This is a genomic window from Streptomyces akebiae, from assembly GCF_019599145.1.
Classification (GTDB): domain Bacteria; phylum Actinomycetota; class Actinomycetes; order Streptomycetales; family Streptomycetaceae; genus Streptomyces; species Streptomyces akebiae.
In genome coordinates, this window is sequence record NZ_CP080647.1 from 7,565,569 (window position 1) to 7,582,922 (window position 17,354).

Sequence of the window (17,354 nt, forward strand, 5' to 3'; positions counted from 1 at the left end):
GGCGCGGGGAACTGCGCGACCAGCCCCCACCGGACCCGCGGACGGGGGTCGAAGGCGTCAGAGCCCGTACCGCTCCCGCGCCTCCTTCACCGCCGTCGCCTTGACCTCACCCCGCCGCGCGAGCTGCGCGAGCGCGGCGACCACGATCGACTGCGCGTCGACCCCGAAGTGCCGCCGCGCCGCCTCACGCGTGTCGGACAGCCCGAACCCGTCCGCGCCGAGCGAGGAGTAGTCCTGCTCCACCCACTGCGCGATCTGGTCGGGAACCTGCCGCATGTAGTCGGAGACGGCCAGCACCGGCCCCTCGGCACCCTGCAGCGCCTGCCGCACGAACGGCACCCGCTCCTCCCCGCGCAGCAGCGCGGCGTCGGCATCCAGCGCGTCCCGCCGCAGCTCGCTCCAGGACGTCGCGGACCAGACGTCGGCCGCCACACCCCACTCCTCCGCGAGCAGTTTCTGAGCCTCCAGGGCCCAGTGGATCGCCGTACCGGAGCCGAGCAGCTGGAGGCGCGGCGCGTTCGCCACCGGGGACAGCCCCGCCGACTCGGCCGTGTTGAAGCGGTACAGGCCCTTGACGATGCCCTCGTCCACCCCCGCCACGGCCGGCTTCGCGGGCTGCGGGAGCGGCTCGTTGTAGACGGTCAGGTAGTAGAAGACGTTCTGGTCCTCGTCGGGCGCCGCCTCGCCGTACATCCGCCGCAGACCGTCCTTGACGATCGTCGCGACCTCGTACGCGAACGCCGGGTCGTACGTCAGCGCCGCCGGGTTGGTCGCCGCGATGACCGGGGAGTGGCCGTCGGCGTGCTGGAGGCCCTCGCCCGTCAGGGTCGTACGGCCGGCCGTCGCGCCGACGAGGAAGCCGCGGCCGAGCTGGTCGCCGAGCTGCCACATCTGGTCGGCCGTCCGCTGCCAGCCGAACATCGAGTAGAAGATGTAGAACGGGATCATCGCCTCGCCGTGCGTCGCGTACGACGTGGAAGCGGCGATGAAGTCGGCCATCGAACCGGCCTCGGTGATCCCCTCGTTGAGGATCTGGCCGTCCTTGGCCTCCTTGTAGTACATCAGCTGGTCACGGTCGACCGGCTCGTACGTCTGGCCCTTGGGGGAGTAGATCCCGAGGGACGGGAAGAGCGACTCCATACCGAAGGTGCGCGCCTCGTCGGGGACGATCGGCACCCACCGCCGGCCGGTCTGCTTGTCGCGGACCAGGTCCTTGACCAGGCGGACGAAGGCCATGGTCGTCGCCACGTTCTGCGAGCCGGAGCCCTTGTCGAAGGCGGCGAAGGTCTTGTCGGCGGCGGCCGGCAGCGGGGCCAGCGCGTGCGTACGGCGGGCCGGGGCGGGACCGCCGAGGGCGGCGCGGCGCTCCTGGAGGTAGCGGACCTCGGCGGAGTCGGCGCCGGGGTGGCCGTAGGGCACGACCCCGTCGACGAAGTCGCTGTCCTTGATGGGGAGTTCGAGCAGGTCACGCATCTGCTTGAACTCGTCCGTCGACAGCTTCTTCATCTGGTGGTTGGCGTTCTTCGACGCGAAGCCCTCGCCGAGGGTGAAGCCCTTGACGGTCTGGGCCAGGATCACGGTCGGCGCGCCCTTGAACTCGACGGCGGCCTTGTAGGCGGCGTACACCTTGCGCGCCTCGTGACCACCGCGCGAGAGGTGGAAGCACTCCAGGATCTTGTCGTCGCTCAGCAGCTTCGCCATCTCGACGAGCGCCGGGTCCTTGCCGAAGAAGTCCTGGCGGATGTAGGCGGCGTCGCGGGTCTGGTACGTCTGCACCTGCGCGTCGGGTACCTCGCGCAGGCGGCGTACGAGAGCGCCGGTCGTGTCGAGCTGGAACAGCTCGTCCCAGGCCGAGCCCCAGAGCGACTTGACGACGTTCCAACCGGCGCCCCGGAACTGGGCCTCCAGCTCCTGCACGATCTTGAAGTTGGCGCGGACCGGGCCGTCGAGGCGCTGCAGGTTGCAGTTGATGACGAAGGTGAGGTTGTCCAGACCCTCACGGGAGGCCAGGGCGAGTGCCGCCGTGGACTCGGGCTCGTCCATCTCGCCGTCGCCGAGGAACGCCCAGACGTGGGAGTTCGAGACGTCCTTGATGCCGCGGCTGGTGAGGTAGCGGTTGAAGCGCGCCTGGTAGATCGCGGAGAGGGGGCCGAGGCCCATGCTCACCGTCGGGAACTCCCACAGCCAGGGCAGGCGGCGGGGGTGCGGATACGACGGGAGGCCGTCGCCGCCCGACTCGCGGCGGAAGTTGTCCAGGTGGGACTCGTTCAGCCGGCCGTCGAGGAAGGCGCGGGCGTAGATGCCGGGGGAGGCGTGGCCCTGGATGTAGAGCTGGTCGCCCGACCCGTCGGCCTCCTTGCCCTTGAAGAAGTGGTTGAAGCCCGTCTCGTAGAGCCAGGCGGCGGAGGCGAAGGTGGCGATGTGGCCGCCGACGCCGTACTTGGAGCCACGGGTGACCATCGCGGCCGCGTTCCAGCGGTTCCACGCGGTGATACGGCGTTCCATCGCCTCGTCACCGGGGATGCCCGGCTCGCCGGCGGTGGGGATGGTGTTGACGTAGTCGGTCTCGAGCAGCTTGGGCAGCGCGATGCCGTTGCCCTCCGCACGCTCCAGGGTGCGGCGCATCAGGTATGCCGCGCGGTGCGGCCCGGCCGCCTTGGTGACGGCGTCCAGCGAGGCCTGCCATTCGGCGGTCTCCTCCGGGTCGCGGTCGGGGAGCTGGTCGAGCGCGCTCCGCTGGATGGCGTTGGGGTCGGTCATTGCGCCGCCTTCCTCAGTCGAAGGGGGTTCCCTCATCGGTAAGGGTTCGGGGGTGCCCTTGGTCTTTGGCAGGACAGGGCTGGGGGCTTCGGTGGAAGCCCGTCGGCGACTGTAACCCGCTGATCGATGATCGATCAAAGGGTTGCGGGCAAAATATCTTGATCACGAGAAAGTCGGCACGGGGTGCCTTCGGTGGCGACACCGGGTGCCTTGGCGATCCCGGGTTTGTGCAGGTGGGGCGGCGTTTGAGCGTGGGTGCACTCAGGGGGTGGGCCGGTTGGGGTGCGTTGGCGGGTGCGGCTCCGGTGGGGCTTCTCGCGCAGTTCCCCGCGCCCCTGAAAGACCCAGGCCCTGCGGGCCTGAAAGACAGACCCAGGCCCTGCGGGCCTGAAAAGTGACGGGGCCGCAGGAAGAAAGGCGACGGGGTCGTGGGATGAAAAGCACGGGGCGCAGCCCCTGCTTTTCAGGGGCGCGGGGAACTGCGCGAGAAGCCCCCCGCACCCGCACCCGACCACGCACCCCTGGCGGCTAAACCGGCTCGTCGTCCGTGTGCGGGGCGCAGCCCAGCACGTGGGCCTTGACCAGGTCGGCGATCCGCGGATCACGCCGGCGGAACGCGGCCACCAACTCCTCGTGCTCCTCCGCGTACGACTGCTGGACCGTGCCCAGCCAGCGGATCGAGAGCGCCGTGAAGACCTCGATCCCCAGCCCCTCCCAGGTGTGCAGCAGCACCGAGTTGCCCGCCGCCCGCACCAGCTCGCGGTGGAACGCCACCGTGTGCCGCACCTGGGACGTGCCGTCGGCGTTCCGGTCCGCCTCGTACAGCGCGGCCACATGCGGCTCCAGCGCCGAGCAGTCCTCCGCCAGCCGCTCCGCCGCCAGTTCCGCCGCGATGGCCTCCAGGCCCGCCCGGACCGGGTAGCTCTCCTCCAGATCGGCCGCCGTCAGGTTCCGCACCCGTACGCCCTTGTTCGGCGCGGACTCGATCAACCGCAGCGACTCCAGCTCGCGCAGGGCCTCCCGCACGGGCGTCTGGCTGACCTCCAGCTCCGTCGCGATCCGCCGCTCCACGATCCGCTCGCCCGGCTTCCAGCGTCCGCTCACGATCCCTTCCACGATGTGCTCGCGGATCTGTTCGCGCAGCGAGTGGACGACGGGCGCGGTGGTCATGCGGGCTCCTTCGGCGGGGGACAGAGCCCCAAGGGCGTTGACCTCTAGACAATAAAGCCGTGGCCCTTCGGTGGAGAGGCGCACGGGGGTGCTTTCGCGCAGGTGAGACGAGACTTACACGCTCCCACTGGGGACCGGTTTGTAAAGACCCGTACCGGCCAGGCTCGACGGCGGTTCCTCGCCCGGCCGGTACGGGGCGCCGACGCACCGGTGCCCCGCCCGGAGGACTCCGGACGGGGCACCGCGTACCGCGTTCAGTGGCCTCTGTTCAGAAGCCCCTGGTCAAGAGGGGTCACAGACCGAGCTCGACCTCGAACTCGCCCGCCTCCAGGATCGCCTTGACGGCCGTCAGGTAACGGGCCGCGTCGGCGCCGTCGACCAGACGGTGGTCGTAGGAGAGGGTCAGGTACGTCATGTCGCGGACGCCGATGACCGTGCCCTCTTCGGTCTCGATGACCGCCGGGCGCTTGACCGTGGCACCGATGCCGAGGATCGCGACCTGGCCCGGCGGCACGATGATCGTGTCGAAGAGCGCGCCGCGCGAACCGGTGTTGGAGATCGTGAAGGTCGCGCCGGACAGCTCGTCGGGCGTGATCTTGTTGGCGCGGACCTTGCCGGCCAGCTCCGCCGTGGCCTTGGCGATACCGGCGATGTTGAGGTCACCGGCGTGCTTGATGACCGGGGTCATCAGGCCCTTCTCGGAGTCCACCGCGATACCGACGTTCTCGGTGTCGAAGTAGGTGATCGTGCCTTCGCCCTCGTTGATCTTGGCGTTGATCGGCGCGTGCGCCTTCAGCGCCTGGGCCGCGGCCTTGACGAAGAACGGCATCGGGGAGAGCTTGACGCCCTCGCGAGCCGCGAAGGAGTCCTTCGCCCGGGCACGCAGCTTCATCAGCCGCGTGACGTCGACCTCGACGACCGACGACAGCTGCGCCTGCTCGTGCAGCGCCTTGACCATGTTGTCGCCGATGACCTTGCGGATGCGCGGCATCTTGACGGTCTGGCCACGCAGGGGGGAGGCCTCCAGGCTCGGCGTCTTCTTCGCGGCGGCAGCATGGCCTCCGGCAGTCACGGCCGCGGCCGGAGCCGGGGCAGCGGCGGCGGCCTTCGCGGCCTCGGCGGCGGCGATGACGTCCTGCTTGCGGATACGACCGCCGACACCGGTGCCCTTGACGGAGCCCAGGTCCACGCCGTTCTCGGCGGCGAGCTTGCGCACCAGCGGGGTGACGTACGCGCCCTCGTCGGTGGCCTGGGTGGCAGCCGACGCGGCCGGGGCGGCTGCCGGGGCCGGGGTGACGGGCGCGGGCGCGGGAGCCGGAGCGGCCGGGGCAGCGGCGGCGGGCGCGGGAGCCGGGGCGGCGGGGGCGGCCGGCGCGGGAGCCGGAGCCGCGGGAGCCGCCGGGGCGGGCGCGGGAGCCGGAGCGGCCGGGGCAGCGGCAGCGGGAGCCGGGGCCGGGGCGGCCGGGGCAGCCGCCGGAGCGGCACCCGGGGCGCCGATGACGGCCAGCTTGGCGCCGACCTCGGCCGTCTCGTCCTCGGCGACCGTGATCTCCAGCAGCACACCGGAGGTGGGGGCCGGGATCTCGGTGTCGACCTTGTCCGTGGAGACCTCGAGCAGCGGCTCGTCGGCCTCGACGGAGTCGCCGACCTCCTTCAGCCAGCGGGTGACGGTGCCCTCGGTGACGGACTCGCCGAGCGCCGGGAGGACCACGTCGGTGCCCTCGGCGGAGCCGGCGCCGGTGGCCGCCTCGGCGGTCGGGGCCGGAGCGGGCGCGGCCTGCTCGGTGGAGGGCTGGGCCGCGGCGGGCTCGGGGGCCGGCGCCGGAGCCGGGGCCTCCTCGGCGGCCGGGGCGGGGGCGGCGGCAGGCGCGCCCGTGCCGTCGTCGATCAGCGCCAGCTCGGCGCCGACCTCGACGGTCTCGTCCTCGGCGACCTTGATGGACGCCAGGATGCCCGCGGCGGGGGAGGGGATCTCGGTGTCGACCTTGTCGGTCGAGACCTCGAGCAGCGGCTCGTCGGCCTCTACGCGCTCACCCTCGGCCTTCAGCCAGCGGGTGACAGTGCCCTCGGTGACGCTCTCGCCGAGCGCCGGAAGGGTTACGGAAACCGCCATGGTTTCTGTTGCTCCTTAACGAATTGCGGAAGTCTGGATCGTCGCTTCGTCGACCGAGGGGTCAGTCGTGCGAGTGCAGCGGCTTGCCCGCGAGGGCCAGGTGGGCCTCGCCGAGCGCCTCGTTCTGCGTCGGGTGGGCGTGGATCAGCTGGGCGACCTCGGCGGGGAGGGCTTCCCAGTTGTAGATCAGCTGGGCCTCGCCCACCTGCTCGCCCATGCGGTCGCCGACCATGTGGACGCCGACCACGGCACCGTCCTTGACCTGGACGAGCTTGATCTCGCCCGAGGTGTTCAGGATCTTGCTCTTGCCGTTGCCCGCGAGGTTGTACTTCAGAGCGACGACCTTGTCCGCGCCGTAGATCTCCTTGGCCTTGGCCTCGGTGATGCCCACGGAGGCGACCTCGGGGTGGCAGTACGTCACCCGCGGGACACCGTCGTAGTCGATCGGAACGGTCTTCAGGCCGGCCAGACGCTCCGCCACCAGGATGCCCTCGGCGAAGCCGACGTGCGCGAGCTGGAGCGTCGGGACCAGGTCACCGACGGCGGAGATGGTCGGGACGTTCGTGCGCATGTACTCGTCGACCAGGACGTAGCCGCGGTCCATCGCGACGCCCTGCTCCTCGTAGCCGAGACCGGCGGAGACGGGGCCGCGGCCCACCGCGACGAGCAGGACCTCGGCCTCGAACTCCTTGCCGTCGGCGAGGGTGACCTTGACACCGTCCTGGGTGTACTCGGCCTTCGAGAAGAAGGTGCCCAGGTTGAACTTGATGCCGCGCTTGCGGAAGGCGCGCTCAAGAAGCTTGGAGGAGTTCTCGTCCTCGAGCGGGGCGAGGTGCTTCAGCCCCTCGATGATCGTGATGTCGGTGCCGAAGGACTTCCAGGCGGAGGCGAACTCGACGCCGATGACACCGCCGCCGAGGACGATCGCCGACTTCGGGACACGGTCCAGGACGAGGGCGTGGTCCGAGGAGATGATGCGGTTGCCGTCGATCTCCAGGCCCGGCAGCGACTTCGGCACGGAGCCGGTCGCCAGCAGGACGTGACGGCCCTGGACGCGCTGGCCGTTCACATCGACGGAGGTCGGGGAGGACAGACGGCCCTCACCCTCGATGTAGGTGACCTTGCGGGAGGCGACGAGACCCTGCAGACCCTTGTAGAGGCCGGAGATCACGCCGTCCTTGTACTTGTGCACCCCGGCGATGTCGATGCCCTCGAAGGTGGCCTTCACACCGAACTGCTCGCTCTCGCGGGCCTGGTCGGCGATCTCGCCCGCGTGGAGCAGGGCCTTCGTGGGAATGCATCCCCGGTGCAGGCAGGTGCCGCCGACCTTGTCCTTCTCGATCAGGGCGACGTCCAGGCCCAGCTGAGCCCCGCGCAGGGCCGCGGCGTAACCACCGCTACCACCGCCGAGGATCACTAGGTCGAAAACGGTGCTGGCGTCGTTCGCCACGTCACGTCCTCCATGCATGTGCGCCGTACGCCGGTCGTCCGAGACCCGCGCGGCGGCTGGTGTCCGGCCGCTCTTCTTCGGCCCTGTGGTGGGGGCCCTGTCCTGCCGAGCCCCATCTTCGCACTTGTCGCGGGCGAACGAGACGCCGGGCCGGGGTGTGAGACACCACACGCTCAGATGTGACGGGACAGCCGGGCAGCGCGCCTGAAGGGGCGCGGGGAACCGCGCGACCAGCCCCCACACCCCCGCAGCCGCCGTACAACGGACCGGACCTAGCTGCTAGGCGGACATCACCCCAGGTCACCCGAGGCCGCACGCTCGGCGAGCCGCACCAGGGTCCGCACCGCGGTCCCGGTACCCCCCTTCGGCGTGTATCCGAAGGGCCCGCCCTCGTTGAACGCCGGCCCCGCGATGTCCAGGTGGGCCCAGGTGATCCCCTCGCCCACGAACTCCTTCAGGAACAGCCCGGCGACCAGGCCGCCGCCGTACCGCTCGCCCATGTTCGCGATGTCGGCGGTCGGGGAGTCCATGCCCTTGCGCAGGTGGTCCGGCAGCGGCATCGGCCACGCCGGCTCCCCGGACTCCTCGGCGGCCTCGTGCACCGCGGAGCGGAAGGCGTCGTCGTTGGCCATGATCCCGAACGTCCGGTTGCCCAGCGCCAGCATCATCGCGCCGGTCAGCGTGGCCACGTCGACGATCGCGTCCGGCTTGTCCTCGGACGCCTTGGCGAGCGCGTCGGCCAGCACCAGTCGGCCCTCGGCGTCGGTGTTCAGCACCTCCACCGTCTTGCCGCTGTACATGCGCAGCACGTCACCCGGGCGGGTGGCGGAGCCGGACGGCATGTTCTCGGCGAGGGCGAGCCAGCCCGTGACGTTGACCTCCAGCTTGAGCCGGGCGGCGGCGACGACCGCGGCGAACACGGCGGCCGCGCCGCTCATGTCGCACTTCATCGTCTCGTTGTGCCCGGCGGGCTTGAGCGAGATGCCGCCCGAGTCGTAGGTGATGCCCTTGCCGACGAACGCCAGGTGCTTCTTCGCCTTGGAGCTGGTGTACGTCAGCTGCACCAGCCGGGGCGTGGCCGCGGAGCCCGCGCCCACGCCGAGGATGCCGCCGTAGCCGCCTTTGGCGAGCGCCTTCTCGTCGAGGACGGTCACCTTGATGCCGTGTTCCTTGGCCGCGGTCTGCGCGACGGCGGCGAAGGCCTCCGGGTCGAGGTCGTTCGGCGGGGTGTTGATGAGGTCGCGGGCGCGGTTCAGCTCCTCGGTCACCGCGATCGCGCGCTCGACGGCGGCCTTGTGGGCCTTGTCGCGGGGCTTCGCGCCGAGCAGGACGACATCGGCGAGCGGCGCCTTGCCGTTCTTCGCCTTCGCGTCCTTGTCCGAAGGCGCCAGCCCCTTGTAGGCGTCGAAGGAGTACGCGCCGAGCAGCGCGCCCTCGGCGACGGCGGCCACGGCGACGGCGTCGACGACGGGCAGCGTGAACGCGGCCTTCTTCGTCCCGGTCAGCGCGCGGGCCGCGGCGCCGGCCGCACGGCGCAGCGTCTCCGTGCCGAACGTGCCGTCCTTCTCGGGCACCGAGCCCAGGCCCACCGCCACCACGAGCGGCGCCTTGAAGCCGGACGGCGCGGGCAGCTTCGTCACCTCGCCCTCGGCACCCGAGGCGCCGAGGGTCTCCAGGAGGCCGGCCAGCTTGCCGTCGTACGCCTGGTCCACGGCCTCGGCACCCGGCGCTACGACCAGGTCCCCGGACCGGGATGCAGGGCCCTTCGCGACACCGACCACGATCGCGTCGGCCCGGAGGCCCGACACGGCGGCGGTGCTGAGAGTGAGAGCAGTCACGGTGGTGAAATCTCGCTTCCGATTGAGTTTCGGTGGCCGAACGGATGGGTCGACGTGCCGAGAACGAGCCTAGGCCCTTGTTCGGCCCATCGGACCTGGGGCGTCGGCCGGTTGCGCCGCGCCGTCCGCATGGCGTCCGCTGCGACCAGCCTCCCCGACTTTCCGTCGCGAACGTGCAGGGAGATCCCCATGACTCAGGCGTAGGGGGATCCCTTATCGCGGCTCCGGGGTCGGGCGTCCATTGTCCGCGCGCGTGGCTCCGACGGTCTCCGCGCGTAGCGCGGGCCACCGATTTCGATCATCCCTGCGGACGTTCACCCCTATGTGGCTTCATGGTCATTTTCCTGCCCTCATGCGCCCTGACCTGGGTGACACTCGTCCCGCCGGTGAGTGATCAGCTCATCGGTCTGCATCATTTCCACAGATTCCCCTCGGCGTGGCCGTTCAGTCCGGCCCCGGGGGATCTTCTCGGGGGAAGGGGCGAACATGGCGCACAGCGTGCCCGGATGGAGGAACGCCGCCGCCGTCGTGGCGACGACGAGCCTGCTGGCGGCGGGCGTGGGCATACCGGGAGCGTCGGCCGCCACCGCACCACGCGTCGATCTGCGGGTGCTGGTGGTGGACAACGGCGACAGCCCCGTCCAGGCCATCACCGCGGAGCTGAAGAGCACCGGCATCCCGTACACCCGCGTGAACCTGGACGACGCGAACCGCCCGACCATCGACGCGGCCTTCCTGAGCGACACGGTCGGCGGCACCCCGCGTGCCAGGTACCAGGGCGTGGTCCTGCCCAACGAGGCCCCGTTCGGCCCGGGTTCGGCCGAGCAGAGCGCGCTGGAGACGTACGAGCGGACGTACGGGATCCCGCAGGTCGACGCCTACACCTGGGCGCACCCCGGGGTCGGGCTCGACTACACGAGCGAGGGCGGCTGGGCCGGCTCCCTCGACGGGCGTGCGGCCACGGTGACCGACGCCGGCCGGGCGAGCCGCTTCGGCTATCTCGACGGGCAGTTCGCCTTCGAGGACAACTCCGCCTCCACGCAGGAGAGTTACGGCTTCGTCGCGCGTCCCCGCGCCGGCTACACCAGCTATGTCGACCTCCCGGTGCCCGGCGGCAGCGGCCGGGGCAGTCTGGTCGGGGAGTACGCCCACGAGGGGCGTCGCGAACTGGTCGTCACCTTCGCCTACAACCAGCACCAGCGGCAGTTCCGGGTGCTGGCCCGGGGGATCGTCGAGTGGCTCACGGGCGGCGTGCACCTCGGCCGGAGCCGGAACTACTTCGGCGTCCACATCGACGACGTCTTCGCGCCCGACAGCCGCTGGGACACCGAGCGGGACTGCACGCCCGGCAGCTTCAACTGCGACGGCGGGGACGGAGCGCGGGCCGAGCCGATCCGGATGACCGCCGCCGACGCCGAGTACGCCGAGCAGTGGCAGCGGTCCAGCGGCCTCACTCTCGACATGGTCTACAACGGCGGCAGCGGCGAGGAGTGGAAGGAGGCGAACGGCGGCACCGACGCCCTCACCGACCGGCTGGTCGCCGACCGGAACGCGTTCCGCTGGATCAACCACACCTACACCCACCAGTACCTCGGCTGCCTCCAGGACACCTCGACCGTCCCGTGGAGCTGCGCGAAGAACGCGGACGGCACCACCCGCTATCTGAGCCGCGCCGACATCGCCGCGCAGATCCGCGACAACCACGCCTGGGCGGTCGCGCGCGGACTGCCCGTGCAGCGCGACGAACTGGTCACGGGAGAGCACTCGGGCCTGCGGACACTGCCGCAGCAGCCGGACGACAACCCGAACCTCGCGGGCGCCCTCGCCGACAACGGTGTCAAGTGGATCGCCTCCGACAACTCCCGCGAACCGGCCCAGCGTCCGGTCGGCGCCGCGCTGACCGTGCCGCGCCACCCGATGAACGTCTACTACAACGTGGGCACCGCCGCGGAGATGGTCGACGAGTACAACTGGGTCTACACCTCGGCGGCCGACGGCGGCAGCGGCGTCTGCGAGAACCACGCGACCTCCACCTGCCTGGCCGCCCCACTGGACCCGGCCACGGGCTACGCGTCGCACATCGTCCCGCAGGAGGTCCGTACGGCCCTGCTGCACGCCGTCGGCAACGACCCGAGATCGCACTACGCCCACCAGTCCAACCTGGCCGAGGAGCGGCTGCTCTACCCGGTCCTGGACCAGGTGCTCGCCGACTACCGGGCGCTCTTCGCCTCCGACACCCCCCTGGAGAACCCCCGGCACAGCGCGGTCGGCACCGAACTGAAGCGCCGGGCCGCCTGGCAGACCGCGGTCGCGAACGGCACGGTCACGGCGTACCGGATCGGCACGACGGTGACCGTGAAAGCCCCCAGGGGGACCGCCGTCCCGGTGACCGCGCCGGCGGGCACACAGAAGAAACTCGCGCTCGGGACCGCCGCGTTCGGCACCCCGTACGCCGGCGCGCGCTCGGCCTGGGACACGCCCGAGGCCCCGCAGTCCGCGCTCACGCTGAAACTGCCCTCCTGACCCGACCGGCAGCGCGGGGCAGCACACCGGCCAGCACGCGCACCCCGGCCACTGGCCGGCCGGGGTGCGCGCTTTCGAGACGTAGGAACGTCCACAGGGGGACCGCATGATGCGCGACGGCCGTCATGTCACGATGCTCACCGAAGGCACCTATCCGCATGTCCACGGCGGGGTCAGCACCTGGTGCGACCAGCTCGTCAAGGGCATGCCCGACGTCGAGTTCCACCTCGTGTCGCTCACCGGGACCGGCCGCGAACCCGTCACCTGGGATCTGCCGCCGAACGTGTACCGGCACACCTCCGTACCGACCTGGGGCCCGCGCCCCGGCCGCGCCCGCGCCCCGTACGGCGCGGCCCGCCGCCGCTTCACCGACTCCTACGAGCGGCTGCTGCTCTCCGTCCTCGACCCCGACGAACCCCGGGGCTTCGAGGAGGCCCTGTACGAGCTGGCCGGACTCGCCCGCGACGGACGCCTGTCGGCGGCCCTGCGCACCGAGTCCGCGCTCCGCTCGCTGATGTGGATCTGGACGATGCCCCATCTCCCGACGGCCGCCGCGCTCCCCACCGTCCACGACGCGCTCACCGCGACCGATCTGCTGGAGCACTCCCTGCGGCCGCTCGGTGCCCGGATCCCCGAGGACTGTGTGGCCCACGCGGTCAGCGGCGGCCTCGCCACCCTGCCCGCGCTCGCCGCCCGTGAGCTGGACGGCGTACCGTTCCTCCTCACCGAGCACGGCATCTATCTGCGAGAGCGCTATCTCGGCCACCGCGCCGCCGACCAGCGCTGGCCCGTGAAGGCCTTCATGCTCGGCTTCCACCGCGAGCTGACCAGGCTCGGCTACCGTGCCGCCGACCTCATCACCCCCTGCAACCGGTACAACCGCCGCTGGGAGGAGCGCGGCGGCGCCGACACCGACAGGATCCGCACGGTCTACAACGGCGTCGACCCGGCCGCCTTCCCGCACGCCGGCCCCGAACCCGAAGTACCCACCCTCACCTGGTGCGGACGCGTCGACCCCATCAAGGACCTGGAGACGCTGCTGCACGCCTACGCCCTGGTCCGCGCCGAACTCCCCGGGACCAGGCTCCGGCTGTTCGGGCCCGTGCCGCCGGGCGGCGAGGAGTACCGCACCGAGCTGGAGAAACTCGCCGCCGAACTGGGCGTCACCGACGGGCTCACCTTCGAGGGCCGGATCAGCGAGGTGTGGCGGGCCTACGCCGCCGGGCACGTCGTGATGCTGTCCTCGATCTCGGAGGGCTTCCCGTTCTCCCTCATCGAGGCCATGTCCTGCGGCCGTACGACCGTGTCGACCGATGTCGGAGGCGTCCGCGAGGCGGTCGGCGACACCGGGATCGTCGTGCCGCCCCGAGAGCCGGAGACGATGGCCGACGCCGCGCTCACCCTCCTCCGCGACCACGAACGCCGCCGGGGCCTCGGGGAGTCGGCACGGCGGCGGGTGATCGACCGGTTCACCCTGCGCCGGTCCGTGGACGCGTTCCGCATGATCTACCAGGAACTCGCGGGCCGGGACGACATCGTGTACCAGGCCGCGCCGGCGACGGTCGCCGACTGGACCGCCGAACTGCGCGACCCCTGGTACCGGACCGGCACGACGGACGGAACCGACCGATGAGCGGCCACCCGAGCCCGCCCCCGGGCGCAGGGCCGGCCCGGCTCCCCGCCGTCCCCCGCCCGCGCCGGCCGCGCCGGGCCGATCCCGATCCCGTCGACCGACTGGCCGAACAGCACCGGGAGTTCATCGCCGCAGCCGTCCACCCGGACGAGATCGCCGCCCTGCTGGAGTCCGACGGCATCTCGGACGACCGGATCCGCGCCCGCTACGGCTGCCGCAACTCCTTCGCCCTCGCCGAGGAGTTGTACGAACGCGTCGAGCGCACCCACCCCGAACCGACCGGACCCCCGCACGACCCCTGGCGGATCGGCCTGCTCGGCTGCCTCCTGAGAGGCGTCGTCTTCGCCCTGCCCGGCCTCGCCTACGTCCTCGGCGCGCCGCTCCTGACGGGCCCCCGCGACGACTCCGGCCTGCCCGCCGGTACGGTTCCGCTGCTGGCCGGAGCCCTGTGCGGCTGGATGTGGAACCAGGGCCTCGCCCACCGGGCCTACTCCTGGCTCGCCTTGGGCGACCGCGATGCCTGCCGCCGCTCCCTGGCCCGCGGGGCCCCGGCGGGCGCCCTGCTCTGCACCACGGTCGCCTGCCTGGCGGCCGGCGGGGGCGACCCGGGCGCGGTGGCCTTCGCCACCGGCGAGGCCTGCTACCTGGGCGCCGCGACCGTCCTGCTCGTCCTGGGCCGCGAACGGGCCCTGCTGCACTGTCTGTTGCCCATGACCGTGGGAGCGCTGTTCGCCCTGGTCCGGCAGGTGCCCGACTGGTCCGGGCTCACCCTGCTCACCGTCTCCCTGGTGGCGGTCGTGCTCCTCGCCGTCCACGAGGTGGCGCCCGCCCTGCGGGAGTCGGGCGCCGGAGGCCGCCGGCCCGGACTCGCCGCCCTCCTCGGCGTGCCCGGCGGCGTCCCGGAACGGAGCCCGGCCGCGCCCCGGCTCCCCGCCTCCCTCCCGTACGCCGTCTTCGGCCTCGGTACCGGTGTGCTCGTGCTCCACGCGACGCTCGGAGAGGTCATCGCCCACGGGGGCGGCACGGCCGCCGCGCCCGCCGCCGTGGCACTCACCCTCAGCATGGGCCCCGCCGAATGGCTGCTGTACCGCTTCCGCAGCGGAGGTCTCGCAGGACTGCGCTCCACCAGCACACCGGGCGCCTTCTGGCGGGCCACCTCCGTGACCCTGGTCCAGTGCCTGGCCGGTTACCTCGCCACCCTGCTGGTCCTGGCCCACGCCACCGCCGCGCTGTGGCCGCAGGCCCCGGACCTCGACGGCGTCCATCTCGCCGGCCTGCTCCTGCTGGGAGCGGTGCTCTGGACCGGCCTGCTGCTCCAGTCCTTCGGCGCGGTCCTGGGCGCCGCCGTCGTCTGCTGTGCCACGGCCGCCGCCCAGACCCTGGCCCTGGCGACCCATCCGGGCGACCCGCACGGGATCGGCCTGCTCGTGTACGGCGTCGCGGCCGCCCTCCAGGCGGGCCTGGTCTGCGGCCTGTTGGGGAGGGCGACGGCTCACCGATGACCGCACACGGACCGGCGCGCCCGGGAACGGACCGGGCCTCCCACCCCTCCCACCCCTCCTTCTTGGTTCCCTACTACGAGCACCCCGCCGACCGCCCCGCCGAATGGGACGCCCTCGTCGAGGCCGCGCCCCGCCTCTACGGCGTCGTCCTCAACCCGGCGAACGGGCCGGGCGACGGCCCCGACCCGGCGTTCATCCGGGTCGCGAGCCGACTGCGGGCGGCCGGTGTACGCCTCCTCGGGTACGCCGACACCGGCTACGGCCGCAGACCCGTCACCGACGTCGTACGGGAGCTGACCCGCTACCACGCCTGGTACGGCACCGACGGGGCCTTCCTCGACCAAGTGGCCGCGGAACTCGGCGCGTTCGACCACTACCGACGGCTCGCCGCGGCCGTCTGGGGCGCCGGCGCCGCCACCCTCGCCCTCAACCCCGGCACCCCTCCGCACCCCGCGTACGCCCGGATCGCCGACCTCGTCGTCACCTTCGAGGGCACATGGGAGACGTACCGGGACCAGCCGTCCGAGCCCTGGCCCGGCGGCAGCGGCGGCCTCGGGGCGCGGGTGTGCCATCTGGTGCACGGGGTGCCGTCGGGCACCGACGTCGGAGGTGTCGCCCGCGCCCGGGGTGCCTCCGTGCACTGCGCGGTACCCGGCGTGGGGGATCATCCCTGGGGTACGTTGCCGCACGCCCTGGAGCCCCGACGATGAGCCGTGTCCTCGCCCGCACTGCCCTGCTGCCCCTCCTCCTGCTGGTGGCGGGGTGCACGAGCGCTTCCGACGACCGGCCGGACACCGGAGGCGGGACGGGCGAGGCCGCCCGCTGGCGACCGGAGCCGGGCACCGGGTGGCAGTGGCAGCTCAGCGGGCGACTGGACACCTCCGTCGACGTCCCCGTGTACGACATCGACGGCTTCGACCAGTCGGCCGGCACGGTCGCCGAGCTGCACGACGACGGCCGCAAGGTCATCTGCTATCTCTCCACCGGGGCCTGGGAGGACTGGCGTCCGGACGCCGACGACTTCCCGAAGTCGGTCATAGGCAAGGGCAACGGCTGGGAGGGCGAACGCTGGCTCGACATCCGGGCGACCGACGTCCTCGAACCCCTGATGGCCGCCCGTGTCGACATGTGCGCGGAGAAGGGCTTCGACGCGGTCGAGCCCGACAACATGGACGGCTACCGCAACGAGACCGGCTTCCCGCTCACGGCCGCCGACCAGCTCCGCTACAACCGCCTGATCGCCCGCCTCGCCCACGAGCGGGGCCTGGCGGTCGGCTTGAAGAACGACCTCGACCAGATACCCGAACTCGTCGACGACTTCGACTTCGCCGTCAACGAACAGTGCGCCCAGTACGAGGAGTGCGAGGACCTGACGCCGTTCATCGAGGCCGGCAAGGCCGTCTTCCACGTCGAGTACGAGATGGAGACGGGCGACTTCTGCCCCGAGGCCCGCCGTCTGGAGCTCAGCTCACTGCTGAAGAAGTGGGAGCTGGGGGTCTGGCGGGAGGCCTGCTGACCCCTGCGGGAGGGGCGGGGGAGGTCGGCGGGAGGCTCAGCCCAGGGTGAACACCACCAGCGCCACCGTCGCCGCCGTCTCCGCGAGCCCGCCGAACACATCGCCGGTGACGCCCCCGAACCGCCGTACGCAGTGGCGCAGGAGCAGTTCGGCGGCCCCGCAGGCGAGGACGACCGCGAGGACCGTACGGCCGATGTCGTACGGCCCGAGGAACGCCCCCGCGCCCGCCGCCGCGCACCCGGTCAGGGCGGCCACGAGCAGCGCGCCGCGCACCGGCACGACCCCGGCCACCGCCGCCCCCAGTCCCTCCGGCCGGGCGGCGGGCACGCCGACCCGCGCGGCCAGCGTCAGGGCCAGCCGGGCGCTGGTCGCGCCGACGGCCGCCGCGAGCGCGCCCAGCGCCCAGGACTCGCCGTACGCCTCGGTGAGCGCGGCCACCTGGGCCAGCAGGACGAGGACGAGGGTGATGACACCGAACGGCCCGATGTCCGACTGTTTCATGATCCGCAGCGCGTCCTCGGCGGGCCTGCCGCTGCCGAGACCGTCGGCGGTGTCGGCGAGCCCGTCCAGGTGGAGGCCCCGGGTGAGGGCGGCCGGTACGGCGACGGAGGCCACCGCGGCGAGCAGCGGCCCGGCCCCCAGGACCAGCAGGAGACCGCCGAGCAGGGCCGCGCCCAGGCCGACGACCAGCCCGGCGACGGGCGCGCACAGCATCCCGACGCGCGCCGCCTCACGGTCCCAGCGGTGCACGGTCACCGGCAGCACGGTCAGGGTGCCGAAGGCGAAGCGCAGGCCGTCGGCGGGCGTCGGGCCGGACGGGACGGGGGGCTCGGGTGGCGTGGACACCGG

11 protein-coding genes are annotated in these 17,354 nt (G+C 72.2%); 5 read left to right on the forward strand and 6 right to left on the reverse strand.

Annotated elements, in window-relative coordinates; translation table 11 throughout:
- Positions 1–57 precede the first annotated feature (57 nt).
- From aceE to K1J60_RS32760, 5 genes are all read right to left on the reverse strand, one after another.
- A complete protein-coding gene (gene aceE, locus K1J60_RS32740) occupies positions 58–2,760 on the reverse strand; it encodes a pyruvate dehydrogenase (acetyl-transferring), homodimeric type (RefSeq protein WP_220649357.1) in 2,703 nt (900 codons plus the stop codon).
- 528 nt (positions 2,761–3,288) lie between these two features.
- Entirely contained in the window at positions 3,289–3,930 is a 642-nt protein-coding gene (locus K1J60_RS32745; protein ID WP_220649358.1) for a GntR family transcriptional regulator, read from the reverse strand.
- A 292-nt stretch (positions 3,931–4,222) separates the two neighbouring features.
- Positions 4,223–6,043, reverse strand: coding sequence for a 2-oxoglutarate dehydrogenase, E2 component, dihydrolipoamide succinyltransferase (gene sucB, locus K1J60_RS32750; protein WP_220649359.1), 1,821 nt, complete (start codon positions 6,041–6,043; stop codon positions 4,223–4,225).
- Positions 6,044–6,104: 61 nt separating this feature from the next.
- Positions 6,105–7,493 carry a dihydrolipoyl dehydrogenase gene (gene lpdA / locus K1J60_RS32755; RefSeq protein WP_033526487.1) on the reverse strand — a complete coding sequence of 463 codons (1,389 nt, stop codon included), beginning with the start codon at positions 7,491–7,493 and terminating at the stop codon, positions 6,105–6,107.
- Between the two features lie 290 nt (positions 7,494–7,783).
- Positions 7,784–9,331, reverse strand: a complete 1,548-nt coding sequence (locus K1J60_RS32760) for a leucyl aminopeptidase (RefSeq protein ID WP_220649360.1) — start codon at positions 9,329–9,331, stop codon at positions 7,784–7,786.
- A gap of 486 nt (positions 9,332–9,817) precedes the next feature.
- On the opposite strand from K1J60_RS32760, the gene K1J60_RS32765 reads away from it, so the two are divergent.
- The 5 genes from K1J60_RS32765 to K1J60_RS32785 all read left to right on the forward strand — a co-directional run bounded on the left by K1J60_RS32765 (position 9,818) and on the right by K1J60_RS32785 (position 16,505).
- Positions 9,818–11,854 carry a hypothetical protein gene (locus tag K1J60_RS32765; RefSeq protein WP_220649361.1) on the forward strand — a complete coding sequence of 679 codons (2,037 nt, stop codon included), beginning with the start codon at positions 9,818–9,820 and terminating at the stop codon, positions 11,852–11,854.
- 106 nt (positions 11,855–11,960) lie between these two features.
- The gene (pelF, locus tag K1J60_RS32770) at positions 11,961–13,487 is read left to right on the forward strand and encodes a GT4 family glycosyltransferase PelF (protein WP_220649362.1); all 1,527 of its coding nucleotides are present in this window, start codon (positions 11,961–11,963) and stop codon (positions 13,485–13,487) included.
- Entirely contained in the window at positions 13,484–14,989 is a 1,506-nt protein-coding gene (locus K1J60_RS32775) for a hypothetical protein (RefSeq protein WP_220649363.1), read from the forward strand. Before pelF ends, K1J60_RS32775 begins: the two co-directional genes overlap by 4 nt.
- On the forward strand, positions 14,986–15,699 hold the full coding sequence (locus K1J60_RS32780; protein WP_220649364.1) for a spherulation-specific family 4 protein: 714 nt from the start codon (positions 14,986–14,988) through the stop codon (positions 15,697–15,699). The genes K1J60_RS32775 and K1J60_RS32780 overlap by 4 nt, the downstream gene beginning before the upstream one ends.
- Positions 15,696–16,505, forward strand: a complete 810-nt coding sequence (locus K1J60_RS32785) for an endo alpha-1,4 polygalactosaminidase (RefSeq protein WP_220649365.1) — start codon at positions 15,696–15,698, stop codon at positions 16,503–16,505. Before K1J60_RS32780 ends, K1J60_RS32785 begins: the two co-directional genes overlap by 4 nt.
- 36 nt (positions 16,506–16,541) lie before the next feature.
- Here the strand turns inward: K1J60_RS32785 and K1J60_RS32790 are convergent, their stop codons facing one another.
- On the reverse strand, positions 16,542–17,351 hold the full coding sequence (locus K1J60_RS32790) for an adenosylcobinamide-GDP ribazoletransferase (RefSeq protein WP_220649366.1): 810 nt from the start codon (positions 17,349–17,351) through the stop codon (positions 16,542–16,544).
- Positions 17,352–17,354 lie beyond the last annotated feature (3 nt).